This is a genomic window from Mesorhizobium sp. LMG 17147, from assembly GCF_024297145.1.
In the GTDB taxonomy this organism is placed as follows: domain Bacteria; phylum Pseudomonadota; class Alphaproteobacteria; order Rhizobiales; family Rhizobiaceae; genus Mesorhizobium.
Window position 1 is genome coordinate 190,015 of sequence record NZ_JANCTC010000005.1, and the last position, 25,269, is coordinate 215,283.

The 25,269-nt window shown below is 62.2% G+C and carries 22 protein-coding genes, 1 tRNA gene and 1 pseudogene; 12 read left to right on the top strand and 12 right to left on the bottom strand.

All coding sequences use genetic code 11. The annotated features are described in order from the left end of the window. Positions 1–30 precede the first annotated feature (30 nt). Positions 31–519 (top strand): SRPBCC domain-containing protein, encoded by a 489-nt coding sequence (locus NMG46_RS12310; protein ID WP_254817905.1) that lies wholly within the window; start codon positions 31–33, stop codon positions 517–519. A gap of 36 nt (positions 520–555) precedes the next feature. On the opposite strand, the gene NMG46_RS12315 is transcribed toward NMG46_RS12310, so the two are convergent. The 4 genes from NMG46_RS12315 to NMG46_RS12330 are packed head-to-tail and all read right to left on the bottom strand — an operon-like array spanning position 556 to position 5,568. Next, complete coding sequence (locus NMG46_RS12315) at positions 556–1,722, bottom strand: FAD-binding oxidoreductase (RefSeq protein WP_254817906.1); 1,167 nt, start codon at positions 1,720–1,722, stop codon at positions 556–558. Positions 1,723–1,752: 30 nt separating this feature from the next. Then, a complete protein-coding gene (locus NMG46_RS12320) occupies positions 1,753–3,339 on the bottom strand; it encodes an ATP-binding protein (protein WP_254817907.1) in 1,587 nt (528 codons plus the stop codon). Then, complete coding sequence (locus tag NMG46_RS12325; RefSeq protein WP_254817908.1) at positions 3,327–4,019, bottom strand: response regulator transcription factor; 693 nt, start codon at positions 4,017–4,019, stop codon at positions 3,327–3,329. The genes NMG46_RS12320 and NMG46_RS12325 overlap by 13 nt, the downstream gene beginning before the upstream one ends. Before the next feature lie 4 nt (positions 4,020–4,023). Next, positions 4,024–5,568: a DUF4173 domain-containing protein gene (locus tag NMG46_RS12330; protein WP_254817909.1), complete on the bottom strand. Its 1,545-nt coding sequence runs from the start codon at positions 5,566–5,568 to the stop codon at positions 4,024–4,026. Positions 5,569–5,849: 281 nt separating this feature from the next. Between NMG46_RS12330 and NMG46_RS12335 the strand changes: the two genes are divergently transcribed. After that, entirely contained in the window at positions 5,850–6,728 is an 879-nt protein-coding gene (locus NMG46_RS12335) for a CoA ester lyase (RefSeq protein WP_254818074.1), read from the top strand. A 28-nt stretch (positions 6,729–6,756) separates the two neighbouring features. Continuing rightward, positions 6,757–6,963: a DUF1737 domain-containing protein gene (locus NMG46_RS12340; protein WP_254817910.1), complete on the top strand. Its 207-nt coding sequence runs from the start codon at positions 6,757–6,759 to the stop codon at positions 6,961–6,963. A 164-nt stretch (positions 6,964–7,127) separates the two neighbouring features. Here NMG46_RS12340 and NMG46_RS12345 read toward each other — a convergent pair whose 3' ends face one another. Beyond that, positions 7,128–7,550: a metallopeptidase family protein gene (locus NMG46_RS12345; protein WP_254817911.1), complete on the bottom strand. Its 423-nt coding sequence runs from the start codon at positions 7,548–7,550 to the stop codon at positions 7,128–7,130. 183 nt (positions 7,551–7,733) lie between these two features. Between NMG46_RS12345 and NMG46_RS12350 the strand changes: the two genes are divergently transcribed. Genes NMG46_RS12350 through NMG46_RS12360 form a run of 3 tightly spaced genes read left to right on the top strand, consistent with a single transcriptional unit; the run spans position 7,734 to position 13,517 of the window. Beyond that, positions 7,734–8,792: an ImuA family protein gene (locus NMG46_RS12350; RefSeq protein WP_254817912.1), complete on the top strand. Its 1,059-nt coding sequence runs from the start codon at positions 7,734–7,736 to the stop codon at positions 8,790–8,792. Further along, positions 8,734–10,212 carry a DNA polymerase Y family protein gene (locus NMG46_RS12355; RefSeq protein ID WP_254817913.1) on the top strand — a complete coding sequence of 493 codons (1,479 nt, stop codon included), beginning with the start codon at positions 8,734–8,736 and terminating at the stop codon, positions 10,210–10,212. The genes NMG46_RS12350 and NMG46_RS12355 overlap by 59 nt, the downstream gene beginning before the upstream one ends. After that, positions 10,209–13,517: an error-prone DNA polymerase gene (locus tag NMG46_RS12360; RefSeq protein WP_254817914.1), complete on the top strand. Its 3,309-nt coding sequence runs from the start codon at positions 10,209–10,211 to the stop codon at positions 13,515–13,517. Before NMG46_RS12355 ends, NMG46_RS12360 begins: the two co-directional genes overlap by 4 nt. Before the next feature lie 32 nt (positions 13,518–13,549). Here the strand turns inward: NMG46_RS12360 and NMG46_RS12365 are convergent, their stop codons facing one another. The 4 genes from NMG46_RS12365 to NMG46_RS12380 form a co-directional block, all read right to left on the bottom strand. Next, a complete protein-coding gene (locus tag NMG46_RS12365; protein ID WP_254817915.1) occupies positions 13,550–13,789 on the bottom strand; it encodes a Trm112 family protein in 240 nt (79 codons plus the stop codon). Positions 13,790–13,873: 84 nt separating this feature from the next. Next, a complete protein-coding gene (locus NMG46_RS12370; RefSeq protein WP_023675985.1) occupies positions 13,874–14,545 on the bottom strand; it encodes an LON peptidase substrate-binding domain-containing protein in 672 nt (223 codons plus the stop codon). 163 nt (positions 14,546–14,708) lie between these two features. Beyond that, on the bottom strand, positions 14,709–15,701 hold the full coding sequence (gene trxA, locus NMG46_RS12375; RefSeq protein WP_254817916.1) for a thioredoxin: 993 nt from the start codon (positions 15,699–15,701) through the stop codon (positions 14,709–14,711). A gap of 102 nt (positions 15,702–15,803) precedes the next feature. After that, entirely contained in the window at positions 15,804–16,301 is a 498-nt protein-coding gene (locus NMG46_RS12380) for a prolyl-tRNA synthetase associated domain-containing protein (RefSeq protein ID WP_254817917.1), read from the bottom strand. A gap of 232 nt (positions 16,302–16,533) precedes the next feature. On the opposite strand from NMG46_RS12380, the gene NMG46_RS12385 reads away from it, so the two are divergent. Then, positions 16,534–16,608, top strand: a tRNA-Gly gene (locus tag NMG46_RS12385). Positions 16,609–16,749: 141 nt separating this feature from the next. Here NMG46_RS12385 and NMG46_RS12390 read toward each other — a convergent pair. From NMG46_RS12390 to NMG46_RS12400, 3 genes and pseudogenes are all read right to left on the bottom strand, one after another. Beyond that, positions 16,750–17,019: pseudogene (locus NMG46_RS12390) on the bottom strand (ferritin-like domain-containing protein); the annotation flags it as partial. A gap of 177 nt (positions 17,020–17,196) precedes the next feature. After that, positions 17,197–17,484 (bottom strand): DUF3892 domain-containing protein, encoded by a 288-nt coding sequence (locus tag NMG46_RS12395; RefSeq protein ID WP_254817918.1) that lies wholly within the window; start codon positions 17,482–17,484, stop codon positions 17,197–17,199. A 138-nt stretch (positions 17,485–17,622) separates the two neighbouring features. Beyond that, positions 17,623–17,874, bottom strand: coding sequence for a hypothetical protein (locus NMG46_RS12400; protein WP_254818084.1), 252 nt, complete (start codon positions 17,872–17,874; stop codon positions 17,623–17,625). Between the two features lie 180 nt (positions 17,875–18,054). On the opposite strand from NMG46_RS12400, the gene NMG46_RS12405 reads away from it, so the two are divergent. The 5 genes from NMG46_RS12405 to NMG46_RS12425 are packed head-to-tail and all read left to right on the top strand — an operon-like array spanning position 18,055 to position 25,215. Further along, entirely contained in the window at positions 18,055–18,699 is a 645-nt protein-coding gene (locus NMG46_RS12405) for a restriction endonuclease subunit S (protein WP_254817919.1), read from the top strand. Further along, positions 18,692–20,218 carry a class I SAM-dependent DNA methyltransferase gene (locus tag NMG46_RS12410; protein ID WP_254817920.1) on the top strand — a complete coding sequence of 509 codons (1,527 nt, stop codon included), beginning with the start codon at positions 18,692–18,694 and terminating at the stop codon, positions 20,216–20,218. Before NMG46_RS12405 ends, NMG46_RS12410 begins: the two co-directional genes overlap by 8 nt. After that, on the top strand, positions 20,208–21,509 hold the full coding sequence (locus tag NMG46_RS12415) for a restriction endonuclease subunit S (RefSeq protein WP_254817921.1): 1,302 nt from the start codon (positions 20,208–20,210) through the stop codon (positions 21,507–21,509). The genes NMG46_RS12410 and NMG46_RS12415 overlap by 11 nt, the downstream gene beginning before the upstream one ends. Continuing rightward, complete coding sequence (locus NMG46_RS12420; protein ID WP_254817922.1) at positions 21,506–24,484, top strand: type I restriction endonuclease subunit R; 2,979 nt, start codon at positions 21,506–21,508, stop codon at positions 24,482–24,484. Before NMG46_RS12415 ends, NMG46_RS12420 begins: the two co-directional genes overlap by 4 nt. Then, on the top strand, positions 24,481–25,215 hold the full coding sequence (locus NMG46_RS12425) for a M48 family metallopeptidase (RefSeq protein WP_254817923.1): 735 nt from the start codon (positions 24,481–24,483) through the stop codon (positions 25,213–25,215). The genes NMG46_RS12420 and NMG46_RS12425 overlap by 4 nt, the downstream gene beginning before the upstream one ends. Positions 25,216–25,269 lie beyond the last annotated feature (54 nt).

Genomic DNA, 25,269 nt, shown 5'->3' on the forward strand with positions numbered 1-25,269 from the left:
TCGATAGCGAAACGTTTCTGGAGGCAGGCGATGTACAGTGCCGCGGTGCACAGCATGACGAATGGCAAGACCGTTATGGCGAGCGCCGATGTTTGCGCGCCGCCCGAGCGGATCTTTGACGCGCTCGTTACACGCGAGGTCGAGCGCTGGTGGGGGTCCGCCAAGACCTACCGGATGACCGGATGGACGGCCGACCTCCACGTCGGCGGCCGCTGGAGCGTCACCGTCGAGACGGCGGCCGGCAGACACCTGCCCGCCAGCGGCGAATTCCTGGAGATCGAAGAGCCGCGCCGGATCGTGCAGACGCGCAGATACGGCTGGGACCATCCGACGCTAGGCCGCCGCGAAACCAAAGTCGCCTGGCTGCTGGAGCCGATCGCCGGCGGCACACGCGTCACCATCTGCCATGGCGGCTTCGCCGGCCTCGCTGCTGCCGCGACGAAGCATGCCGAAGGCTGGGCCCAGGTGCTGGGCTGGCTTCAGGCGTATCTTGGTACGGACGGCTTGGTGGCGGCTTAATCCACCAAGCAACGGTGGCATCCCTTCGGGCTAGCGTTAAATTACATTCAATTCCCGAAACGGCCGCCCATCGGCGATCCGGCTATACCCGAACGCCGAGCAATCCACCGTGCGATAGCCACCATGCACGATCAGTTCGGCCAGCGCCTTGCCGACCGCTGGAGCCTGCTGCAAGCCGTGACCGGAAAACCCGTTGGCGAAGAGGAAATTACCGACCTCGGGATGCGGGCCGATCACCGCATTCTGGTCGAGCGTGTTGTAGTCGTAATGGCCGACCCAGGCGCGCGTCGGCTTGATCGCCTCGAAGGCTGGAATGCGGGTCGCCAGCACCGGCCAGATCACCTCTTCGAACAGCGGCCAGTCGGGATCGAAGTCGGCGGGATCGGCTGGTCCTTCGCCCGCTTCCGGCTCGGCGCCGCCGGTGATGTAGACCGAGCCCTCCGGCCGGACATAGATGCCGCTCGGGTCGACCAGCAGCGGCATGTCCTCATATTTCTCGCGCGCCTCGAAGACAAAGACGTTGCGCTTGCGCGGCTCCACCGGCAGCGCCAGCCCGGCCATTGCCGCCACCTTGCCGGCATTCGGCCCGGCGGCGTTGACGACGGTGCCGGCCTCGAGCCGCTCGCCATTGTCCAGAAATACACCAGTGACGCGGCCGCCTGGCCGCTCGATACCCGTCACCGACGCCGTGATAAAGTCGATGCTCTTCGTCCGCAGTGCCTTGCGGAACAGCATCAGCATCGCATGCGCGTCGAACCAGCCTTCGCCGCTGCGGCCATAGGCGCCGGCGGAAATGCCTTCGACCGACAGCCACGGAAAGCGGCGGACGAGCGCCTCCGCATCGTCGAGCAGGATGTCGGCGCCCTCGGCCATCTGCGCTTCGTGGTTGGCCCGCAGGATAGGCAGCCCGTTTTCGCCGGCAAGGATGAGATAACCGCCTTCGCGAAAGCCGATATCGGCATCCGCGCCAAACTCTTCCCTGAGCCGCCGGAACAGTTTCAGCGTGAACTGCGACAGACGGATGTTTTCCGGGATCGAAAACTGCTGGCGGATGGAGGCGCAGGACAGTGTGGTCGCCGCATGAGAAAATTGCGGGTCGCGCTCGACAAGTGCAATCGAGCCCGAAAACCCTTCCTCGCGCAGGTAATAGGCAACCGACGAGCCGACGATGGCTCCACCGATGATGACGATGTCGTAATGCACCTTTTCGCCCTTCCGGTCTGAATCGCCGAGTCACGCCGCCGGCAGGATGATCTCGAAGCGCGTGCCGCTCGCGGAGTCAACCAGCCGGATCGTGCCATCATGCGCTTTCAGGAGGGCCAGCACGATGCCGAGGCCCATGCCGGTGCCGCCGGAATCGCGGCGCGTGGTGAAGAACGGCTCGAAGATGCGGCCTCGGTTGCTGGGCGAAATGCCGGCGCCGTCGTCGTCCACCACAATGGTGGCCTTGCCGTCCGCGCTTGCGGCCGTGATCGAAACCAGCGTTGCGCCGTGCCGCGCCGAATTGTCGATGAGGTTGGCCAGCACGATCGCCGCGTTTTCGGCCGATATGCGCAGACCGATCCGGGCGCCCGCCTCGAGGCGCACCGCCAGCCTGTCGTCGGCCGGCAGCAGCGCCAGCGCAGCGGTGAGCGACGTGCTTTCGCCGCTGGGCTCGAGATTTTCGGCGCGCGCCAGGTCGAGCAGGCGGCGCACCAGCAGATTGAGCCGGCCGGCATCGGTGACGATATTGTCCGAAAAGCGCCGCTGCTCGGCCTCGTCCATCGCGCTGCCCGAATCGCGCAACAGTTCGGCGGCGCCCTGGATCGCCGTCAGCGGCGATTTGAGCTCGTGCGAGACGTGGGTGGCAAAAGTCTGGATGCCGTCGGAGCGTGCATGCAGTTTTTCGGCCATGTCGAGGAAGGCGGCAGAAAGCGCCGCCATTTCGCGCGTGCCGTGGTGATCAAGCGGCCTGATCGCCGCGCGGTCGCCGGCGGCGATGCGATTCGTGCGTTCCATCAGCGCATAAATCGGCCGGCTGACGGTGCGCAGGAAAACCAGCCCGATCAGCAGCGTGCCGCCTAGTATGGCAATTGCCGCCAGCGCCACCTTGCCGCGCTCGCCATAGAGATGCTTGACGATGTTGTTGGGCGTCCGCGACAGATAGACCACGCCGGCGACCTTGCCGGAAACGGCAACCGGCATGGCGACAAAGACGCGAACCTTGGTGCCGCGGCTGACCGAATAGAGCGGCGGCGAAGGCTGGTCGGGAACCCGCAGCCTGAGCGCGCTGGCGTAGCGGCCGGCAAGCGCTGCGCGAACTTCTTCGACAGCGGCGAGCGACAGGCCGGCCTCCTCACGGCCGGCGATGACCACGCCTCTGGGATCGAGCAGCCGGAAGCCGGCAAGTGTGGTTTTCTGCGTCTCGGCAAGAATGCCCGACAGCCGCGCGCCGATGGCCGTGAAGGCAGGATCGACGCTGGCCGCCGTGGCTGCTGGCCGGGTTGGCAGGATCCTGTCGGACGCAAGATCGAGGCGCGGTTCGATTGGCTGGTAGGGAGAAGCCCGATCCCTGGTACTGGGTGGAGGCATGGATGTGCCGAGCTTTTCCGGGGCAAGGCCGGCCTCACGGACCTCTTGCGCATAGATCGCGGCAAGGGCGGCACCTTGTGCGATCAGCTCGGCCTCGGTTTGGCGGATCAGCTGGTTCTCGTAGAGCCGGAAGAAGAACAGGCCGGCCAGCGGCAGCGCCATCACCATGATCAGGATGGCAATGACGACCGTGGCAAGCCGTGGCCGCCATTTGCTGCCAATCCATTTTCGGGCGCTCAACTCCCGCATCGGCCGAGCCGGAAGCCGACGCCATGCACGGTCTCGATCGCATCGACGCAGCCGATGGCCGCGAGCTTGGCGCGGATGTTGCGGATATGGCTGTCGACGGTGCGGTCGGCGACGTGGATGTTGGCGGCATAGGCATTGGCCATCACCATGTCGCGGCCGAGCACATGCGCCGGCCGCGCCAGAAACCCTTTCAGGATCGCGAATTCGATCGAGGTCAGCGCCAGCGGCTTGCCGTCGAAGCTGGCTGTATGGCTTGCCGGCACCAGCGCCAGTCTGCCATGAGCGAATTGCCGGTCGTCGGCTGGTTCGGGCGCAGGCCGGGCGCGGCGCAGGATGACGTTGACGCGGGCGACCAGCTCGCGCGGGCTGAACGGCTTGGTGACATAGTCGTCGCCGCCCATTTCCAGCCCCAGTATGCGGTCGATCTCCTCATCCCGCGCGGACAGGAACAGCACCGGCACGTCGGATGTGTGGCGAAGCCGCCGGCACAGTTCCAGCCCGTCCATTTCCGGCATGCCGATATCGAGCACGACAAGATCCGGAGCACGGCGTTCGATCGCCAGCAAGGCAGCTGCGCCGTCCGGCACCGCCAGCGTTTTCATGCCGGCCTTTTCGAGCGCGAAGCAGATGATTTCGCGAATGTGCGGATCGTCGTCGGCGACCAGTATGTGGTGCGGCATCAACTCAGCGGCCCGGCATGAAGGGTTCGGACATCGGAGGGACCACAAACGGGCCACGCCTGTCGAGGGCGCGGTTGAGCCGCCAGTCACGAAAGCTCCAGCCGCGCCAGTTTTCCTGGCCGGCGCGGAAGCGTGCTTCGTCCTGTGCATACCAGCCGGCGAGTTCGCGGATGGAGGCATCCTCCGCGGAAACCGTCCTGCTCTGGTGCTGGACGAAACGATCGAGTGCCGGCAAGGCGCCGGGCCCGAGCGAGCGCAGGTACCAGACGTCGAGCTGGGTGCCTTGGCCGGTCATTTCGAAGGAATGGTCGACATTGTAGTTGGCGATCAGCGCGGCAAAGTTGATGAACGAGCAGGCATAGAGCGTCGCCGATAGCGTCAGAAGATTGGCGGAAAGCAGCCATTCGTTGGATTTTCCGCGCGCGATGCGGGCTATGATCAGGGCAAGGCCCGCCGCCACCAGCCCCATCCAGACGAAGGCGGCGACACGCCAGTAGGTCAGCGCATAGATGCCGATATAGAGATCGAGCCGCAGGATCGACGAGATGACCAGGAGTATGTTCTGCGCCACCCAGGCATAGACCAGCCGGCGGATGAGCGGATCGCCGGAGGTCGCGCTTCCCGGCCTCAGCGCCGCCAGCACGAAGCCGGCGGCCAGCAGTGCCGTGACAATCAGCGGGTAGGCGCCGCGATGCGCGTAGGCGGCATAGGTCAGCCCGTCGGGAAGCGCGATGCCGCCCCACAGATAGGTGGCGTCGAGTGCGCTCTGCACCGCGAACAGGATGTTGAAGACGACGAGCGCGCGGAGGATAGCGGCCTTACCGAAGACGATGTCCTCGATCGTGGTCCTGGTGGCCGCCGTCGCCGCTGCGCTGGCTGGCGACACCCTGCGGCGGCGGAGAAACCGCGGCAGGCGCGGCCGCAGAAAGGCCCATACGCCGACGAGCACGGACAGCCAGAAGGCAAGACGCGGCAACTGCATGAGGTTGAGCAGGGCGAAGAGGTCAATCAGCGAAAACCAGTATTCGATGACCGGATTGGCGGCGCCGAACAGCGCGAGAAACACTGCGCCGAGGCTCAGCGGCATGACCCAGACGGCGATCGCCGCAAGGCGCACGCGCCGCCTGCCAAGCCGCCGCGCCGCTGTGCGCCAGCGGAAGAAATCGCGGATGAACCGAAAAGGCGCTGCGAGCAGGAAGGTCAAAAGCTGGCCGGCAATGCGGGCAAGGCCGCGCCGCAGCCGTCCGGCCAGTGAAAGTACGAAAATGGCCAGCCCCGCCCCCGCGATCGAAACGGACAGTGCGCTGACATTTTCCACAAGCGGCAGCAGCCCCGCAAGCAGCGCAACCGGCTTGAACAAGAACTTGCCATCGTTGAAGACGCCGAGAGGATGGAGAGCCATGCTCGCCGCGGCAATCGCAACGCCGAACAGGAAAAGCGTGATGCCAGCCGGTTGGCCATAGAAGAAGAAATCGGCCAACGCGACGAGCAGGACGGCAACGCCGAAGCGGCGGCAATAGCTCGGCGTCGCCGAGAGGAATACTGTCATGATCGGGCTTTCTCGGCGGCTTTGATGCGGCCGGTGGGCAGGGATTTGCGGACGAAAGGGAGGAGGGGTGCCAAAGTCTGGGGCGGATCGACGAGCCACCAGCTTTCGCGGCGAAGCCGGTACGGCACGGACCAACGGGAGTTCGTTTGCTCTTGCATGCCGCCCTTGTCGCATTCTGCCGGGTGGCAAGCGGGGCGGAGACGAGGAGATTTTCCGAAATTGCGTGCAGTTTTTATGCACGGCTTGCCTCGGCTGGCTGCAGGCGGCATAGATCGAACATGATCACCGAAAGCTACCGCCCGCGCCGCTCGGTGCTTTACGTTCCGGCCTCGAACGACAAGGCGCTGGCCAAGATCCCGTCGCTGACCTGCGATGCCGTCGTCATCGATCTCGAGGACGCCGTCGCCCCGGCCGACAAGCTTTCCGCGCGCGAAAAACTGGCGGCGATTTTCGCCGGCCGTTCCAACCGGCGCTGCGAAATGGTGGTGCGCGTCAATGCGCTGTCGAGCGAATGGGGCGCCGACGATCTGCTGGCCGCGGCAAAATGCACGCCCGACGCCATCCTGCTGCCCAAGGTCGACACGCCGCGCGACATCCTCGAGGCCGGCGACGTGCTAGACGACAATTTTATCGCGGACGAGGTCAAGCTGTGGGCGATGATCGAGACGCCCAAGGCGCTGCTCAATATCGGGCCGATCGCCGAGCTCGGCCGCGACCCTGCCTCCCGCCTGGTTTGTTTCGTTGCCGGAACGAACGACCTGGTCAAGGACACCGGCATTCTCGCCACGCCCGATCGGCGCTATCTCGTGCCATGGCTGATGCAAATGGTGCTCGCGGCGCGTGCCGGCGGCCTCGATCTGCTCGATGGCGTCTTCAATGATTTTCGCGATATGGACGGGTTTGCGCGCGAGTGCACGGAAGCGGCCGCCATGGGTTTTGACGGCAAGTCGCTGATCCATCCAGCCCAGATCGAGGCGGCGAACCGCGCTTTTGTACCGACGCCTGACGCATTGGCCGAGGCGCGCGCGATCAAGGAAGCCTTCGCGCTTGCGGCAAATGCCGGCAAGGCGGTGATTGCGCTGAACGGAAAAATGGTCGAGCGGCTGCATCTGGCGCAGGCCGAAAAACTGCTGGCGAAGGCCGCCGCTGTTCGCGCATGATTATCGTAACTGACAACAGGATTGAAGAATGAAACTCTACCGCTTTCTGTCCGGCCCGGACGATGCCAGCTTCTGCCACAAGGTGACGGCGGCGCTGAACAAGGGCTGGCACCTGTTCGGCTCACCGACCTATGCCTATGACAAGGAAGCCAGGACCATGCGCTGCGGCCAGGCGGTGGTGAAGGACATCGAGGGCCAGGAATACGGCCCCGACACCAAGCTCAGCGATTGGTAAGCTTTGCAAAAGCGCCGAAGCAGGGTGTGTTGAGCTTCAGGTCAGGCCGCGCCGAGAATGGTGGTTTCCGAGAACCGGAGCGGAGCGTACTTTTGAGTACGTGAGCACCGGAAGCGCAGGAAACCGCCGTTCGCAGGCCGGCATCACCTGAATATCAGCACATCCTACTCCGCTGCCTCTTCGATCTTCTCCATATCGTCGTCCGACAGGCCGAAATGGTGGCCGATCTCGTGGATCAGCACATGGGTGACGATGTCGCCCAGCGTTTCCTCGTTCTCGGCCCAGTAGTCGAGGATGGCGCGACGATAGAGCGTGATGCGGTTCGGCCCCTCGCCGGTCTGCGGATTCCAGCGCTCGGCGATGCCGCGCCCCTCGAACAGCCCCAACAGGTCGAAGGGCGTTTCCAGCGAAAGGTCGTCCATGATCTCGTCGGTCGGGAATTCGGCGATCTGAATGACGATCTCGCCGGTCAATTTGCGAAAGTCCTCCGGCAGATGGGCATAGGCCTCCAGCGCCAGGAACTCGATTTCCTCCATCGTTGGCGAAAGCTGGTCGTGCCAGATGCGTGTTTGGTAGATGCGAGCCATGCTTTGTCCTTTGATCCCGGCATATAGGCTTTCGGGCCGGACTCGGCAAATGGCCGGGCTGGGGTGACCGTGCCACGCCCCTACTAGAGGAATAAATTCCCCATGACTCCGCTTGACTCTTTGGCCGGCCTCTGGAATCTATAGGAACATAACAGGAACAATTGTGAGTGGAAGCTGACCGTCATGGCGACAAGCGCCGTGGCGCGGGAGACTGTTTTTGCCCTGCGCCGCCAGATCGCGAAGATCGAGGGAACGCTGTCCGAACGTCTGGAGGCGTCGGCCGGCGCAGCCCCCGTTGATGCGGATGTCAGCCCCCAGACTCTGACATTGCCTCGAAATCTAACTATTGTCCGGCGCGGCCTCGCCGTGGCTTCGCAGGATGCGTTTTTGTCCACCGGCGCGGAGCGCCTCGATGCTGCGCTGAGCGGTGGCCTGCCGAAGGCGGCGCTGAGCGAGTTTCATGGCGCCGCGACGCGCGATGCCGGGGCCGTCGCCGGCTTTGTGCTCGCGCTCGTCAGCCTGATCCTCAGCCAGGGCCCGCGACTGCCGGTGCTGTGGATCGGCACATCCGAGGTTTTCCGCGAGGCGGGCTTCCCCTACGCCAGGGGGCTTCACGCCTTTTTCGGCATCGAGCCGGAGCAATTGCTGTTTTCCGAGGCGCCAAGGCTGCTCGATGCGCTGTGGGTCGCCGAGGAGGCTGCCCGGATGACGGCGCTGGCCGCTGTCATCCTCGAAATCCGCGGCAGCCCGCAGCGGCTGGATCTCACCGCGACGCGGCGGCTGCACGCCCGGGCGCAGAGTGCCGGCCGGCCGCTGTTCCTGCTGCGCCAGGCCGGCGAGCCCGAGCCGACGGCAGCGCCCGTCCGCCTCATCCTGTCGGCGGCACCGGCGGCAGCGCGCCAGACAATCGCCGGGCCGCTCGCCGGCTCGATCGGCCGGCCCGCCTTCACCGTCGCCATCGGCAAGAGCCGCACGGCTTTGCCCGGACAATTCACACTGGAGTGGAACCCCGATGAACGCATATTCGAAGAAAGACGGGGCGAGCAAGGAAGGTCTCAGGAATCGGCCCCAGAACGGCCAAAGAATCCTCTCCCTGTGGTTTCCGCATCTCGCCGCCGAGAGGATCCTGCGGCAGCGTCTGGGGCGGTCCTGGCGTTCCCGGCCGTCGGATCACCTGCCGCTGGTGATCAGCCATCGCCAAGGGAACGCCCAGCGCATCGCCGCCCTCGACGAACGGGCTGAGGCGCTTAATCTGAAACGCGGCATGGGCATAGCCGACGCATGCGCCATGCATCCCTCGATCGACATAGTGGAGGCCGATCCGGAGGCCGACCGGCGCCTGCTCGAAGGCCTCGCCGACTGGTGCGACCGCTATACCCCGCTGGTGGCGCTCGACGGGACCGACGGCCTCTATCTCGATGTCACCGGCTGCACGCATCTTTTCGGCGGCGAACGCTCGATGCTGGACGATATCCTGGCGCGTTTTTTCCATCAGGGCTTCGATGTCCGCGCCGGGCTTGCCGCCACACCTGGTGCTGCCTGGGCGGCGGCGCGGTTTGCCGGCGACCGCATCGTGCCCGATGGTGAGGAGGAAGCGCTTCTCGCGCCCATGCCGCTGGCGGCGCTGCGCATCGACCCGGAGGTCCGCGCCAGCCTCGAGAGCGTCGGCCTGCGCACGGCCGGCGCCGTCATGGCAGCACCGCGCGCGCCGCTGGCCCGCCGCTTCGGCGCATCGCTGCTCTTGCGCCTCGACCAGGCGCTCGGCCGCCTCGACGAAGCCGTGTCGCCGCGCCTGCCGGTGGCACCGCTTTCGGTCGAGCGTCACCTTGCCGAGCCGATCCTGTTGACCGAGGACATCGAGCGGCTGACCGGCATGCTGGCGACCACCTTGAAGAGCGACCTCGAGCGTCGAGGCGAGGGCGCAAGGCGGCTGGCGCTGCTGCTTTTCCGCGTCGATGGCGGCGTCAGCCGCATCGCCGTCGGCACCTCGCGGCCTTTGCGCGAGCCGCGGCTGATCCAGAAATTGTTCCACGAAAGGCTTGCTGCGCTCGAACGGGATATCGACGCCGGCTATGGCTTCGATCTCGTGCGCCTTTCGGTGCTGACCGCCGCCGCCTTCGACATGCAGCAGGCAGACCTTGCCGGCGAGACGAGCGACGACGGTGCCGATATCGCGCTTTTTGCCGACCGCATTCGTGCCCGGCTCGGCGAAGGCGCGGTCTTGAAGCCGGTCGCCGTCGAGAGCCATTTGCCGGAGCGCGCCGTCGCCACTATCCCCTTCACGGAGGCGCCGCAGAGAAGCTCGCCGCCGAAGCAGCCGGACAAGGCGAAGGACGCTCCCACGACCGTCTTCCAGCCTGAACGACCGATCCGGCTTTTCCGTTCGCCCGAGCCGATCGAAGTGCCAGCCACCGAAATGCCGGAAGGCCCGCCTTTGAACTTCCGCTGGCGGCGCGCGCTCTACCGGGTCGCGCGCGCCGAAGGGCCGGAGCGCATCGCGCCGGAATGGTGGCGAGAGGCGGCGGGACGAGAAGATGCCCCGACCCGGGATTATTTCCGCATCGAGGATGCCGACGGCCGCCGCTACTGGCTCTATCGTCAGGGCCTTTACGGCGCCTCTCAAGTCCCGCCGCGCTGGTTCATGCATGGGATCTTCGCATGAATGCGCTGACGGCCATCCCCTATGCCGAATTCGGCATCCAGTCGAACTTCTCGTTCCTGCGCGGTGCCTCGAAACCGGAGGAGCTGGTGGTCGCGGCAAAATTCCTGGGGTTTTCGGCGATCGGTCTCGCCGACCGAAACACGGTGGCGGGCGTGGTGCGCGCCTGGCAGCAGGCCAAGGTGGAGGGTGTTTCCTATCATCCCGGCTGCCGCCTGGTTTTTTGCGACGGCACGCCGGACATCCTCGCCTACCCGCAAAACCGCAAGGGCTGGGGTCATCTCTGCCGCATGCTGACGCAGGCCAATCTGCGCGACGAGAACGAAAAGGGCGCAACGCTTCTCAAACAGAGCGATCTTCTTGAATGGGGCGATCTCCTGTCGCTGGCCATATTGCCGGATCTGTCGGCGGACGCGGAAACTGGCCTCGCACTGATTAGCCGGCTCAGGGATCGGTTCGGCGAAAACCTGAGGCTGGCGGTTTCGCCGGATTACCGCGGTAACGACCGCTTCCGTATCGAGCAGGCGGCGGCGATGGCCGAGCTGGCTGGCATCCCGCTGATGGCCACCAACGACGTTCTCTACCATACGTCGGAACGGCGCCCGCTGCAGGACGTGCTGACGGCGATCCGCCTCAATGTGCCCGTCGCCGAGGTGGGGCTGGAGCTGGCGGCCAATGCCGAGCGCCACTTAAAGCCGCCGCTGGAGATGGCACGGCTTTTCCGCAGGCATCCGCAAGCGCTGGCGGAAACGCTGCGTTTTGCCAGCGAGCTGACCTTCTCGCTCAGTGATCTGCAATACAACTATCCCGACGAGCCGACGGAATCAGGCCTCGGGCCGCAGGCCGAGCTGGAAAGGCTGGCCAAGGAGGGGGCCGCCATCCGCTACCCCTCGGGCGTGCCCGCTTTTGTGACGCAACGCATCGAGGAGGAGCTCGCCCTGATCGAGCGCCTGAACTACGCGCGCTATTTCCTGACTGTCCACGACATCGTCAAATTCGCCCGCAGCCAGAACATTCTCTGCCAGGGGCGCGGCTCCGCCGCCAACTCGATCGTCTGCTTCTGTATCGGCATCACCGAAGTTGGCCCGGACAAGATCGACACGCTTTTCGAGCGCTTCATTTCCGAGGAAAGAAACGAACCGCCTGACATCGACGTCGATTTCGAGCATGAAAAGCGCGAGGAGGTCATCCAGTACATCTATTCCAAATACAGTACCAAGCGCACCGCGCTGGCCGCTGCCGTCGTCAGCTACCGGGGCCGCTCGGCGATGCGCGAAGTGGCTAAGGCGATGGGCCTGTCGGACGACGTCCGCAGCGCGCTGTCCAGTTCGATCTGGGGCTGGTCGACCTCGGAGCTCGGCGAAAAGGAGACAAAAGCCGGCGGCCTCGATCAGACAGATCCATCGACAAGGCACGTGATCGAATGCGCCAACGAGATCATGGGCTTTCCCCGTCATTTGTCGCAGCATGTCGGCGGTTTTGTCATCACCAGGGACCGGCTCGACGAGATCGTGCCCATCGTCAAGACGGCGATGGACGAGCGCAAGATGGTCGAGTGGGACAAGGACGACCTCGACGCGGTGAAAATCCTTAAAGTGGACGTGCTGGCGCTCGGCATGCTGACCTGCCTGCAGCGCGCCTTCACCCTGCTCCGGGATCATTATCCGGAGGCGCGGGACGATTACGGCCAACCCTATGTGCTGGCCACTCTGCCTGCCGAGGACAAGCATGTCTACAACATGATCTGCCGTGCCGACACGATCGGCGTCTTCCAGATCGAATCCCGCGCGCAGATGTCGATGCTGCCGCGGCTGCGGCCGAAAAACTTTTACGATCTCGTCATCGAGGTGGCGATCGTGCGGCCCGGCCCGATCCAGGGCGACATGGTCCATCCCTATCTGCGCCGCCGGCAAGGCAAGGAAAAACCCGAATACCCCAAGCCGGAACTGGAAAAAATCCTCGGCAGGACGCTGGGCGTGCCGTTGTTCCAGGAGCAGGCGATGAAGATCGCCATCGTCGCCGGCGGCTTCAGGCCGGGCGAGGCCGATGAACTGCGCCGCGCCATGGCGACGTTTAAGCGCACCGGCACGATTGGCAATTACCGCAAGAGAATGGTCGACGGCATGGTCGCCAAGGGCTACGCAAGAGACTTCGCCGAGCGCTGCTTCAAGCAGATCGAAGGCTTTGGCGAATACGGCTTTCCCGAAAGCCACGCCGCCTCCTTCGCCCTGCTGGTCTATGCCTCCTGCTGGTTCAAGACCTTCTATCCCGACGTGTTCTGCGCCGCGATCCTGAATTCCCAGCCGATGGGGTTTTACCAGCCGGCTCAGCTTGTCCGCGACGCGCATGACCACGGCGTCGAGATCCGCGAGGTCGACGTCAATTTTTCCAGCTGGGATTGCGCCTTGGAGAAATCGCCTTTCGATCCGGATCGTATCCTTGACCGCCATGCCCAGATGCACGGCGTCATCCGGACCAGCCATGCCGTCCGGCTTGGTTTTCGCCAGGTCAAGGGCCTGTCGAAGGAGCGCATGGAGACCTTTGTGCTGCGACGCGGCGACGGCTACGCATCCGTGCGCGATGTCTGGCTGCGCTCGGGCCTCAACGTCGACGAGATTGAAAAACTGGCACAGGCCGACGCTTTCCGCTCGCTTGGATTGAACCGCCGCGACGCTCTATGGGCGGTCCGCGCGCTCGACGGCAAGAGTGCCGCCGAAAAGCTGCCGCTGTTCGATCAGCCGGCGATCCGCTTGCGCGATCTCGAGCCTGAAACCCGGCTCCCGGCAATGCCGCTCGGCGAGCACGTCGTCCACGACTACCGCTCGCTCGGCCTGTCGCTGAAGGCGCACCCGGTCGCCTTCCTGCGTCAAAGGCTGGATCGGTCCGGCGTCACGCCCAATGCGCGGCTCGGCCAGGTGCGGGACGGCCGCCGCGTTTCGGTCGCCGGCCTCGTGCTGGTGCGGCAGCGGCCGGGCAATGGCAAGGCGATTTTCCTGACGCTGGAAGACGAGAATGCGGTCGCCAATATCATTTTCTGGGAAAGAACCTTCAACCGCTTCCGCCCCATCGTCATGGGCGCGCGTCTCATCCGCGTCACCGGCAAGCTGCAATCGGAGTCGGACGTCATCCATATCGTCGCCGAGAAGGTCGAGGATCTGACGCCGTGGCTGTCGGTGCTGCTTGAGGAGGCAAGGCTTGTGGATGAACCTTCGAGCGGCCCCGAGGAGAAGCGGCCCGATAGCATCGCGCAAACGGAACTATTGGGAAAGGCAGAGAAGGTCATGCCCAAAGGGCGCAATTTTCAGTAGAACAGTGGCTGGCTATTGGCCTCTTCTCTTCGTCAGGCCGTTCCGCCCAGGCGCGGTGGCGTGGGCACGGCATCGTCAATATTGATCGTGCGCGCCTCCGATGGCAGCATGATCGGAATGCCGTCCCGCACCGGATAGGCAAGCTTTGCCACCCGCGAGATGAGCTCGCCGCGCTCCGGATCCCAGGCAAGCGGCCCCTTGGTCAGCGGGCAGGCCAAGAGCTCCAGCAGCTTGGGATCGACAGCCCTGTTCCCGTCACGTCCATCCGCCATTCGATCCATCCTTTCCACAAGGCGACCGCTTCAGGTTTTTGCGCGCGGCCTCCCCTTCTCCCTTGTGGGAGAAGGAGGGCCAACCTACTGCAAACTCGAACCGAAATCCTCATTGTCGCGCGCCAGCGCCATTTCGGTGATGGCGATCAGGGTCTCGGCGCGTGTCTTCAGATCGGCCGCTTCGAGCAGCGCCTGTTTCTCGGCCGGCCCGTAGGGCGCCATCATCGACAGTGCGTTGACCAGCATGGCGTTTTCGGCGCGGCTGACGCTCTCCCAGTCGGCCTCCAGATCGTTGGCCTGCAGATAGGCGCGAAACGCTTTGAGCAGCGCCGGCCGGTCGATCTCGGCGTCTGCCTGTTCCTCGTCGAGATCGGCGAGAAAAGGTGCCAGCCGGCACTGGCGGAACGGCGTCTTGACCGTGAGTTCCTGAACAATGCGGAAGCGGCACACGCCCTGCAGCGAAATCAGGTAACGGCCGTCGCCGCTCTCGGACAGCGCAATGATGCGCCCGGCACAGCCGACATTGCAGAGCTCCGGCTCGCCGTCTGGACGCAGTGCACCGTCGAGGCTGGGCTGGATCATGCCGATCAGCCGCGGCCCAGCGATCGCTTCGTCGACCATCTGCAGATAGCGCGGCTCGAAGATGTTGAGCGGCATGCGGCCTCCCGGCAACAGCAACGCGCCCTCGAGCGGAAAGATCGGCATGGTCGACGGTAAGTCCGCAGCGAGCCGGTAATGCGCGTTTCCCGCCTGCACCTCAATCCTCCGATCGCTTTGTCAGGAAGCGCACCAAATCCGTCTCCTCCCGGCCGGCACAAGGCGCAACACCGGAAACCTGAAATCGAGCGCCGTCCGAAAACCTAATCTGGCGCAGCTGCCGCCCACCGCAAGCCCGCGCGACAAAACAGTCTGCGCCGGCTCAGGAAAACAGCAGCGACGACAATTTGCGCCGTGCCGACAGCGTTGCTTCGTCGGTCATGCCCCATGCCTCGAAGAGCTGCAGCAACTGGGTTCTGGCGCCGTCGTCGTTCCACGAGCGGTCGGCCTTGATGATCGCCAGCAGATTGTCGGCCGCCGCCATGCGATCACCCTTGGCGTTCTGGATCATGGCGAGCTCGAACCGTGCCTGGTGATCCCCGGGATTTGCGGCCAGCCGCCGTTCCAGTTCCGCCGGATTGCCGAGCACTGCTGCCTGCGCGGCGAGCGCCATCTTGGCCCGCAGCGCGGCGAGCTGGGGCGCATCCTTCTTCGCTTCCGGCGCCCGCTCCAGCACCGCCTCGGCACCTTCGGCATCGCCGGCCTCGAACAGCAGATCGCCCAAGCCGGCGATCGCCTCGATCGTCTCCGGCGCCTGTTCCAGGATGGCATCATAAATGTCGGCAGCGGTCTGCACGTCACCGGCGTCGCGCGCCTCGGCAGCGGCGGCCAGTGCCTCGGCCACTTGCGGCGCGCCACCGTTCTTGCCGCCGACCTTCTGGATGAATTGCGTGATCTGGCTCTCGGGAATGGCGCCCATGAAGCCGTCGACCGGCTGGCCGTCCTTGAAGGCAATGACCGCCGGTATCGACTGGATGCCGAGCTGGCCGGCGATCGATGGATGGTCGTCGATATTCATCTTGACCAGCTTGACCTTGCCACCGGCGGCTTTCACCGCCTTCTCCAGCAGCGGCGTCAATTGCTTGCAGGGGCCGCACCACGGCGCCCAGAAATCGACCAGCACCGGCTGGCGACGCGATTCCTGGATGACGTCGGCAGCAAATCCAGCGGTCGTTGTGTCCTTGATGACATCGGCCGGCGCCTCCGCAAGCGCGACCTTCTCACGCGCGGCGTCGGTGCCGCCATATTGCACGGTGGTGGCATACTGGCCGCCATTGCTGCCAAATGGGCCGCCAAAGGGGTTGCTATCGCTCATCTCTCGTCGCCTTTCGGTCGCGCCGCCGGCCAAGGGACGGGCGCAACATCCTTCTTTAGAACCCGGTTTCAGTCACCCCGGTCTTAGTCACCCATGTGGCGATCATGCCGAGACTTTCAAGATAACAGCATCATGTCCGGTTGCCTCGACGAATTTGACCAGGTCCGCGGCAGCGATGGAAGTCGTCGCTTCATTGGTCAGCGGGTGGGCATTGACCACCGCATGGCTCATCAGCTTCTCGTCCAAAACGACCTTGACCCTTCGCTCGGTGTCGTTGATCAGCCCGAACACCGTGACCGCGCCCGGGACGACGCCGAGAAGCTCCATCAGCATCTCCGGCCGGCCGAAAGACACGCGCCCCGCAGCGCCGATCAGATGGTGGATCTGCTTGAGATCGACCACCGCCTCCTCGTCGACGCTGACCAGGAAGAAATTGTCCTTCTTGTCCTTGAGGAACAGGTTCTTGGTGTGGCCGCCGGCAATCTCGCCGCGCAGCGCCTGCGAATCGGCGACCGTGAACAGCGGCGGATGCCGCCGCGTCGATACCTCGATCCCGAGTCCGGCAAGAAAGGCGAAAAGTTCGGCTTCGGTCTTCGGCATCGGTCTTTCTTCTGGTGGCCCGCTTTCAACGGCTTGTTCGGCTAACGCCGTTTACGGCCAATGATGCGGCCAAGACAAGTCCGTCGCGCAACGCCGGGGGTGATTGCCTTGCGACGTCCGGAGGAGCACTTCTCCGCATTGCCGGCGAAGCAAAAAAGCCTGCGAATTCCCTGTTGCAATCGCCGCGCTCTTCAGCCATATAGGCGCGGCTTGCGGCCCAAAAGCCGCGCGAGCGGGTGTAGCTCAGGGGTAGAGCACAACCTTGCCAAGGTTGGGGTCGAGCGTTCGAATCGCTTCACCCGCTCCATTTCTCTCAAGGGAAATCAGGCATCGAAAAGCCGCGGTCCGCCGCGGCTTTTTCGTTTTTGCGCGCCAACAGGGCGCAGCGCGCCGAATCGCCTGGCCGCGCGCGCAAGTTCATTTGCCACGAGATTCATCCGCAGACCGCTCAGGTGCTTTTGAGCGTTCCGTTCATTCCGTTCGGGTAGAAGCCGCCCTTGCTGACGCCTTTCTGGTCGGTCAGATATACGATCCGAAGCACTTCTTGCGGCGTCCTCGTGAAGGCGATTGCATCCGGGGTCGATGGAACGATATTGGCTTTGCCGTCCACTCGGATGCCCTGGTCCTTGTCTTCCGGTCCATCGATCTTGTCGCGGGCGTCGGAAACCGCATTGGCGGCCTTCCAGGCATCCTCGCCCATTCGGTAAAGCGACGATCGCGTGCACGGCGTATGGCGCGGGTCCTATCGTATCTGGGTCTGCGATGGTCAAAATGCTTCACGGGGAATCCCGCGATCACGTCGCGGGATTCTTCGATGATGTCTGCCTTGTGGGCCAGCGCGAGGAAAGCAGCCTCGCGTTGCAGTACAGCGCGGCCCGAAACCTCAGGAGATTGGTTAGCTACATTCGTTCAAGGCGAGGAGATTGTCCTTCCAAACTCCGTCGGCATAGGTCTGGATGAACTTATTGCCGTTAGAGCTGGTCCTGACACCGACCCAGGCGGTCTTCCCGCCCTCGTTCGTGTAGAACCTATGCGTACCCTGCTCGATGAACCGCACGATGTTTGGAACAGTGTCTTTCCAGCGCCCGCTGCTATTCGGATTCGGCCCGCCCGCGTGAGTGATGTGATCGTGGGTACTGTTGCGGTTCGGTTTGTTGATGCAGTCGATCCTGTGGTCAGCCATTGGCTACCCCTTTCGTGATGAAGTGACCCGCCCGAAGCGCCGGGTCATTGATCTTTAAGGGGAGGCCAGCTAGGGTAATGTTGTTCAAGACATGCCTAGCGGGGCTTCGGCCCCCGGTATCGGAATCCGGTTGGTCGTTTAGGTCAGCCGGTTTTCCATCCATGTCGCCTTCGGAGTCAGGTACGGGCCCCTAGGCGACAGCTCATCGGGATCGGCCGGAGCGACGCCGGCGAACCGGCTGCCTTCCTTGATCTCAGCGACCCGGCCCTGATTGACGCCGAAGAACGCTGCGATGTCGTGATGACGATCGCCACGAAGGATCATGCCGCGGATCAACGCCGCGTCGGACTCAGTGAGTGCCTGCCCGCTGGGCTCGGCTCGTGCAGCCATTTGAAACCTCATCGGTTAGTGGTGGAAGCCAGACTCAAGCCTGACTTTGGCAAATATGGGGTCCGGCGACGATGTCGTCAACATAAATTTGCGATGTACGGCAACGTAGTCAAATACGATTATGTCCAAATTGCCAAAAAGGCGGTTGACGTAGCATGATACGGGCCTTATCTATCGTGTATGAACGGACTGGCTGCACGATCTTTCTCCGCCCCTGTGGTGGCACGCCTTGGGGACATAGCCGAGGTGTTCGCGGGCGCCGGTGTAACCCGGGAAGACAGCCTGGAACGGCCCGGCGAGAAGTTGCCCGTTATAGGGGTGCGCCATCTTCAGGATACTGGCGTGGCGCCTACTGCCGAACTCGACCTGGTGGGATTTGCCTCCCGGACGCGTGCGTTGGCTAATGCGGTCAAGGTGGATGACGTGTTGTTGACGGGACGCGGCACAGTTTTGAAGTTCGGCCTCGTCGGACTCGAGACGGATGGAGCGATCGCAAGTGGCAACATCATCGTCGTGCGGCCCGGTGCCGGAGTCGTGGGAGGTGCGCTGTTCGCGCTCCTTTCAAGCGATACCTACCGGCCAAAGATTGAAGTGCTACGGCGCGGCGCAACCACTTTGCTGTCATTGTCGGCCAAAGACATCAAGAACCTCGAAGTCAGCTTACCGCCGCTAGACGAGCAACGCCGTGTCGCCGCGTTCGCAATCGAGGCGCAGACCGCTTACCGCACCGCTATCAAGGCCGCCGAAATCCGCCGCTCCCTTGCGCGCGCCGTTATGGACGCGCGTCTATTCGATAATCCAGAAACCGGGAAGAATGATGCCTAAGCTGACCAAAGACGAACTGTTCAACCATCTCTGGAGGTCGGCGGACATCCTGCGCGGGTCCATCGATAGCTCGGACTACAAGATTTATATCTTCGGGTTTCTTTTCCTGAAGCGACTGTCTGACCGGTTCGAGGAAGAAGTGCGCGAATGCGTTAAGCACGGTCTGCCGGCCGAGATCGCGTACAGCGATCCAGACGAGCACGAATTCTTCGTACCCGAGCGCGGACGCTGGAACGAAATCCAGAAGCTGACGAGCAGCATCGGCGATCACCTGAACAAAGCCTGCGCGGCGATCGAAGATGCGAACCCGTCCATGCAGGGCGTGCTCGTCAACATCGATTTCAACTCGGAATCGCGTCTTGGTGATGAGAAAAATAAGGAAAAGGTGCTGTCCCTACTCATCAGGCACTTCTCCTATCTGGACCTGTCCAACGCCTCGCTGTCAGAGCCGGATTTGCTCGGCCGTGCTTATGAGAAGCTTATTGAGTGGTTCGCTGACGATGCGGGCAAGAAGGGAGGCGAGTTCTACACTCCGCATCCTGTCGTCAAACTCATCGTTGAATTGCTGAACCCACAGCCGGCTATGCGCATCAGTGACCCGACTTGCGGCTCGGGTGGCATGCTGATCGAAAGCGCCAGGCACGTGGCTGATATCGAGGGCAAGCGCCTCGGGCAACCGATCAATGTGACGCTGCATGGCCAGGAAAAGAACCTCGGCACTTGGGCCATCGCCAAAATGAACCTGTTGCTGCACGGGCTGCGCGACGCGCGGATTGAGAAAGGCGATACGATCCGGAATCCGCGCCTTCTGGACGGCGATGGCAATCTGCTCGTCTATGATCGCGTCATCGCCAATCCGCCCTTCTCACTCGATAGTTGGGGCGCGGACGACGTTTCGAGCGATGCGGAGAAACAGGGGCATAACCGCTTCATCTATGGCATCCCGCCCAAGAATATGGGCGATTTGGCCTTTGTTCAGCACATGGTCGCGACCCTGAACACGAACGGCGTATGCGGCGTAGTCATGCCCCATGGTGTGCTGTTTCGCGGTGCGGGCGATGGGCGCATCCGCGAGGGGATGCTGAAGGACGATCTTTTCGAGGCGATCATTGGCTTGCCGGAGAACTTGTTCGCCGGAACCGGCATCCCTGCAACAGTGCTGATCCTCAACAAAGCGAAGTTGCCGCAACGCAAAGGCAAAGTCCTCTTCATCTATGCTGCCAAGGAATTTGTAGAGCGGCCGAAGAAGAACGTGCTTAGTGACGGCAACATAAGGCGCATCGTCGACGCCTTCCGCGCCTGGAAGGACGAGGATCGCTTTAGCCGCGTCGTCGAATTGAAAGAAATCGTGGAGAACGACTTCAACCTAAACATCTCCCGCTATATCGATACGCTGGAGCCAGAAGCACCGATCGACGTGAAAGGCGAGCTTGAAAAGCTCCGGAAGGCCGAACTGGCGCGGGATGGAGCAGTGGCGCGCATGAATGCCCTTCTTGAGGAGATGGGCTATGTCGAGTGAATTGCCAAAGGGGTGGCAGTCGGTCCGAATTGGCAATTTTGCTCGAGAACTATCCGAACGAAATCACAGCGGCGGAAGCATGCCTGTTTTGAGTATGACGAAGCACCGAGGATTCGTTCGCGCTGCTGAATATTTTTCAAAGTCGGTTCATAGTGAAAACACCGATAACTATAAAGTCGTTCGCAAGGGACAGTTTGCCTATGCCACTATCCATTTAGACGAAGGTTCTATTGATTTCTTACGCCGCTACGATGCTGGTCTAATCAGTCCAATGTATACTGTTTTCGAATTGACTTCAGAAGCAGTGGATAGTGAGTTCATTTTTCGAAGCTTGAAGCGCCTTGCGTTAATTGGACGGTTTGATCCTTACAGCAATGGCGGGGTCAATCGTAGGAAGTCTATCTCCTTCCACGATCTCAGGGCTTTCAGGTTCGCGCTCCCTCCACTTCCCGAACAGAGAGCGATCACTGACATCTTGGATGCGGTGGAGGCCGCTATCGGCCGGGCAGTGGCGTTGATTGCAGCCGTCGCTGATGCCAAACGCGCGACGATGCGTGACCTGCTAACGCGCGGCGTTCGCCGCTCAAACGCGCCGCTCAAGAAATTGCCGGCAAGATGGGTTCTTGGGCGCATTGCTGAGGGTGTGACGCATATTCCCGCCGACTGGGACCTAGCGATTCTCTCTCAGGTCGCCAAGCTTGAAAGCGGGCATACGCCAAGCCGCGATAAGCCCGGTTATTGGGGCGGTGACATTCCATGGATTTCTCTGGCCGATACCGACGCTTTGGACGCCCTGACGATCGGAACGACGGCGGAGTGCGTGACACCAGATGGCATAGCCAAATCGTCTGCTCGCGTGCTGCCAGCGGGAACAGTCGTTCTTTCGAGAACCGCGACCGTGGGAAAGGCAAGCCGTATGGTACGCGAGATGGCGACTAGCCAAGACTTTGCAAACTGGGTTTGCGGTCCAAAACTTCTGCCCGCCTATCTTGTGCAAGTATTCCGACATATGGGCCGTGAATGGGAACGGCTTCAGGAAGGCAGCACGCACCAGACGATCTACATGCCCGTATTCAAGAAGTTGCAAATTCTACTGCCGTCGGTGGCTGAGCAAGAAAAGATTGCGGCTGTTGGCGAGGCGTTTGACATGCGTATTGAAAATGAACAGGCCGAGCTGGCGGCATTGAAGAACTGTCGCAACACATTGGCACAAGAGCTTCTCTCGGGGCGCCTTCGCCTTCCCGAATGCATGATCGCGCGACACGCCAATACCCCGGACAAAGCGGCATGACTACTGCCAACGAGATGCTGGAACGCGAATGGGTGGAGGAACCTGCCGCCGACTTGCTGCGAGTGCTATTCGACTATAAGCCCTTGAGCGTATCCGACGTTTGGGCTTTACGGGAAGGCACGGCCAGTGAGCCGGTACTGAACATTCGTCTTGGCGAGTGCCTGAAGCGTCTAAACCCGTGGCTTGGGGACGATGGCGTGCGACGTGCCATCAATGCGGTGACGCGCATCGTCGCAACGGACCTGATGGAGGCGAGCGAAGCGGCGCATACGGCTCTGTCCTATGGTGTCACCGCCCCCCACACCGAAGCCGGACGTCGGCAAGATCGTACGGTACGCTTCTTCAGTTTCGAAGATCCTTTGGCCAACACGTTCGAGTTCGCGCGGCAGGTCGCAATCAAGGGTCCGCGACAGGAAATTATTCCGGACATCATTGTCTATGTGAACGGCCTTCCACTTGCCGTTATCGAATGCAAATCGCCATCGCTCGCCGATCCGATCGGTGAAGCCATGCGGCAATTCCGCCGCTATGAAGGCCGCGACGAATTCGCAGGTCTTGGCGCGCCACGTCTCTTCGAGACGGCCCAAATCTCTATCGCGCTTGGGCGGGACGTTGCCAAGTATGGCACGACGCTGACGCCCGTCCGTCACTGGGCAGAATGGAAAGATCCCTACCCGCTTACTCTCGATCAATTGATGTCCCAGCTTGGTCGCACGCCAACAGGGCAGGACATTCTGCTCGCCGGGCTGCTCGCGCCTGCGAACCTACTGGACCTCATCCGCAATTTCGTGATGTTCGAGACGATCGACGGGCGCCGAGTGAAAAAGCTAGCGCGCTATCAGCAATTCGTGGCAGTCGGCAAGGCAATCGATCGCATCCGCACGGCGCCCACCCCTCAGCGGCGAGGTGGTGTGATTCACCACACGCAAGGCTCCGGCAAGTCGCTGACTATGGTGTTTCTGGCAACGAAATTACGCCGGCTAACTGAGGCGGAAAATCCGACACTTGTGATTGTCACCGATCGCACGGACTTAGACGACCAGATCACAGGGCAGTTCAAGCGCTCAGGTTTGCCGAACCCAATTCAGGCCGAGAGCGGGCAAGCATTGCGGCAGACCCTCTCCGCTGGCGTAGGCACGACCGTACTGACGACGGTCCACAAATTCCACAGTGCCGTACCGAAGCGCTCGTCTGTCATCTCTGATGCTCAAAATGTTTTCGTTATGGTGGACGAGGCACACCGCACGCAATACGGCGCGCTCGCGGCCCGCATGCGAGCCGGACTGCCCAATGCATGCATGCTCGCTTTTACCGGCACGCCCATCGACAAAAAGGACCGCAGCACCCGTGAGGTTTTCGGCGACTACCTGCACCGGTACCTGATTGATCAGGCCGTTAAAGACGGCACCACCGTGCCTATCTTTTACGAAATGAGAGACGCGCGGCTCCGGATTGAAGGTCAAGGGATCGAGGCTGATTTGCGGAGCGCCTTCCGAGACTTGTCCGACGCAGAAATTGAGAAGCTAAAGCGCGGCTCAAACTGGAAGGAAAAGATTGCCGGGTCGCCTGTTCGGGTTGAGGCCGCCGCGAAAGACATCCTTGAGCACTTTCGCTCAACGATCGAGCCAAATGGGTTCAAAGCGCAGATCGTAACGGTGAACCGTGACGTGGCCGTGAGCTATGTCGAGACATTGCGCCGACTTGGCGCCCCGGAATGTGCGCTCATCATGTCGGCCTCGAACAATGACAGCGCCCGACTGCAAGCTCATCATCTCTCAAAAAGAGAGCGCGATAATCGAATTGCACGGTTCAAGCGCAAAGACGACCCGCTCAAGATACTGGTGGTCTGCGACATGCTATTGACCGGCTTCGATGCGCCTGTTGAGCAAGTACTTTATCTCGATGCGCCGCTGAAAGAGCACACACTTTTGCAGGCAATCGCCCGCGTGAACCGGACAGCAGACGGCAAGGGCTATGGGCTAGTCGTCGACTATTGGGGCGACAACCGGCGCATTTCGGATGCGTTGGACATGTTTTCGGAAGAGGATGGTGTAGGTAATGCACTCCGGCCACAATCCGAGAAGGTGCAGCTACTCGAAAGTCGCCACCGCGCGGCGATCCGGCTGTTCGAGGGTGTCGGTTGCAATGACGAGCGAGCGTGTCTCGACCTGCTGAAGCCCGACGATACTCTCGCCAAATTTGAACTCGACTTTCTGCGGTTCGCGGAAGCGATGGACATGGTCCTGCCGGATCCGAAAGGCTTGGAAGAGCCCTATGTTTCGGATCTCAAATGGCTGTCTCGACTTCGTGTCACCGCGCGTCGCGTACATTACTGGGAGCCCTTCGACCCAAAGGACTATGGCGCGAAGGTGGGAGATATCATCACCCGGCATCTTGCGGTGGAGGGCGTGGAACTCCTCCTCACGAAGCGAGACATTCTTGACCCGTCATTCAGGCAGCACCTCGCGAGCTTAGCTTCGGCCGAAGCCAAAGCCGCAGAAATCGAGCATGCTATCCGTCAGGAAATCCACGTGCACCGCGACGAAAATCCGGCGGCCTACGCTTCGTTGTGGGAGCAGTTGGAGAAGATCGTTAACAAACGCCGCGAAGATCGCGTCGCTGCCGCAAGCGCGCTGGAAAACTTAGGCGAGCTTGAGGCGCTCGCCGCACAGGTCCCCAATGCCCGTGCTGGCAAGAGCGAAGGCGGCTCAGGACTTGCCGGTACGGCAGGGCGCATTCTGCCCTTTGTTAGCGAGGTTCTGCCGCCTCAGGCTCGGGCGGCAGCCGCATCCGACATTGCGTCCGCACTTGAGACCTATGCAAGTTTCGTCGACTGGCAGCATAAGGAAGATGTGCAGCGACAGATGCGGCGCGCCATCAAAGAGCGCCTTCGGTCCGCTGGCATCGAGCCCGCCATTGTCGAGGCAGCAACGGCAAGCATGATGGATGTGGCACGTAAGAGCCTAGCTAGATGACGGCAACGCATGAATTCAATTTCGGGGGTGAATTTATCCGGTTCGCTATCGAACGCACTTCGCGGCGCAAGACGGTTGCCATCTCCGTAGGCTTTGACGGAGTGAGGGTGCTTGCCCCGTCTGATCTGGATGACGCGCGTGTTATCGAAATCGTGCGTAAGAAAGGACCTTGGGTCCTACGCAAGCAGGCGGGCTATCGCGAACTCGGTGGCGTTCCAATTGACCGGGAATTCGTCAGCGGGGAAACATATCACTATCTCGGGCGCCCATACCGCCTGCGGATAGTGCCTGACGCAGACGCTGTTATATCGCGGATCGTAGCACGCGGGTCGATGTTGATAGCGCCGGTCCTGCCGGACATGCAGGCCCTCATCCAACGCTCCGCCGTTCGAAGCGCACTAAGGCACTGGTATCGCGACAAAGCCAAGAAGCATTTCCCAGAGCGGGCGCGCATCATGGCTGAAACTTTAGGGGTCAGGAGACCACCGATCCACGTGGTGGACCAATCCAAACGGTGGGGGAGTTGTGACGCAAGAGGACATATTCGTCTGAATTGGCGGTTGGTCATGGCACCTGTATCGCTCATCGACTACGTCATTGCGCACGAAACTTGTCATATTCTTGAACACAACCATTCTCGGCGCTTCTGGCGAGCTCTCGAAACGATTATGCCCGACTATGAAGGGCGGTTGAGAAAACTCGACAGACTAGGGCACAAGTTTATCTGGTAAGCTCGCCGGATTGTCGGCTGCCCAAGACAATGCAGTGACATTTGCGGATCGACG

Excerpts from the sequence above, each read along its gene's own strand:
- NMG46_RS12310 (WP_254817905.1), top strand. The coding sequence starts at position 31 with ATGTACAGTGCCGCGGTGCACAGCATGACGAATGGCAAGACCGTTATG.
- NMG46_RS12320 (WP_254817907.1), bottom strand. The coding sequence starts at position 3,339 with ATGCGGGAGTTGAGCGCCCGAAAATGGATTGGCAGCAAATGGCGGCCA.
- NMG46_RS12325 (WP_254817908.1), bottom strand. The coding sequence starts at position 4,019 with ATGCCGCACCACATACTGGTCGCCGACGACGATCCGCACATTCGCGAA.
- NMG46_RS12330 (WP_254817909.1), bottom strand. The coding sequence starts at position 5,568 with ATGACAGTATTCCTCTCGGCGACGCCGAGCTATTGCCGCCGCTTCGGC.
- NMG46_RS12340 (WP_254817910.1), top strand. The coding sequence starts at position 6,757 with ATGAAACTCTACCGCTTTCTGTCCGGCCCGGACGATGCCAGCTTCTGC.
- NMG46_RS12345 (WP_254817911.1), bottom strand. The coding sequence starts at position 7,550 with ATGGCTCGCATCTACCAAACACGCATCTGGCACGACCAGCTTTCGCCA.
- NMG46_RS12350 (WP_254817912.1), top strand. The coding sequence starts at position 7,734 with ATGGCGACAAGCGCCGTGGCGCGGGAGACTGTTTTTGCCCTGCGCCGC.
- NMG46_RS12360 (WP_254817914.1), top strand. The coding sequence starts at position 10,209 with ATGAATGCGCTGACGGCCATCCCCTATGCCGAATTCGGCATCCAGTCG.
- NMG46_RS12365 (WP_254817915.1), bottom strand. The coding sequence starts at position 13,789 with ATGGCGGATGGACGTGACGGGAACAGGGCTGTCGATCCCAAGCTGCTG.
- trxA (WP_254817916.1), bottom strand. The coding sequence starts at position 15,701 with ATGAGCGATAGCAACCCCTTTGGCGGCCCATTTGGCAGCAATGGCGGC.
- NMG46_RS12380 (WP_254817917.1), bottom strand. The coding sequence starts at position 16,301 with ATGCCGAAGACCGAAGCCGAACTTTTCGCCTTTCTTGCCGGACTCGGG.
- NMG46_RS12395 (WP_254817918.1), bottom strand. The coding sequence starts at position 17,484 with ATGGCTGACCACAGGATCGACTGCATCAACAAACCGAACCGCAACAGT.
- NMG46_RS12400 (WP_254818084.1), bottom strand. The coding sequence starts at position 17,874 with ATGGCTGCACGAGCCGAGCCCAGCGGGCAGGCACTCACTGAGTCCGAC.
- NMG46_RS12405 (WP_254817919.1), top strand. The coding sequence starts at position 18,055 with ATGAACGGACTGGCTGCACGATCTTTCTCCGCCCCTGTGGTGGCACGC.
- NMG46_RS12410 (WP_254817920.1), top strand. The coding sequence starts at position 18,692 with ATGCCTAAGCTGACCAAAGACGAACTGTTCAACCATCTCTGGAGGTCG.
- NMG46_RS12415 (WP_254817921.1), top strand. The coding sequence starts at position 20,208 with ATGTCGAGTGAATTGCCAAAGGGGTGGCAGTCGGTCCGAATTGGCAAT.
- NMG46_RS12420 (WP_254817922.1), top strand. The coding sequence starts at position 21,506 with ATGACTACTGCCAACGAGATGCTGGAACGCGAATGGGTGGAGGAACCT.
- NMG46_RS12425 (WP_254817923.1), top strand. The coding sequence starts at position 24,481 with ATGACGGCAACGCATGAATTCAATTTCGGGGGTGAATTTATCCGGTTC.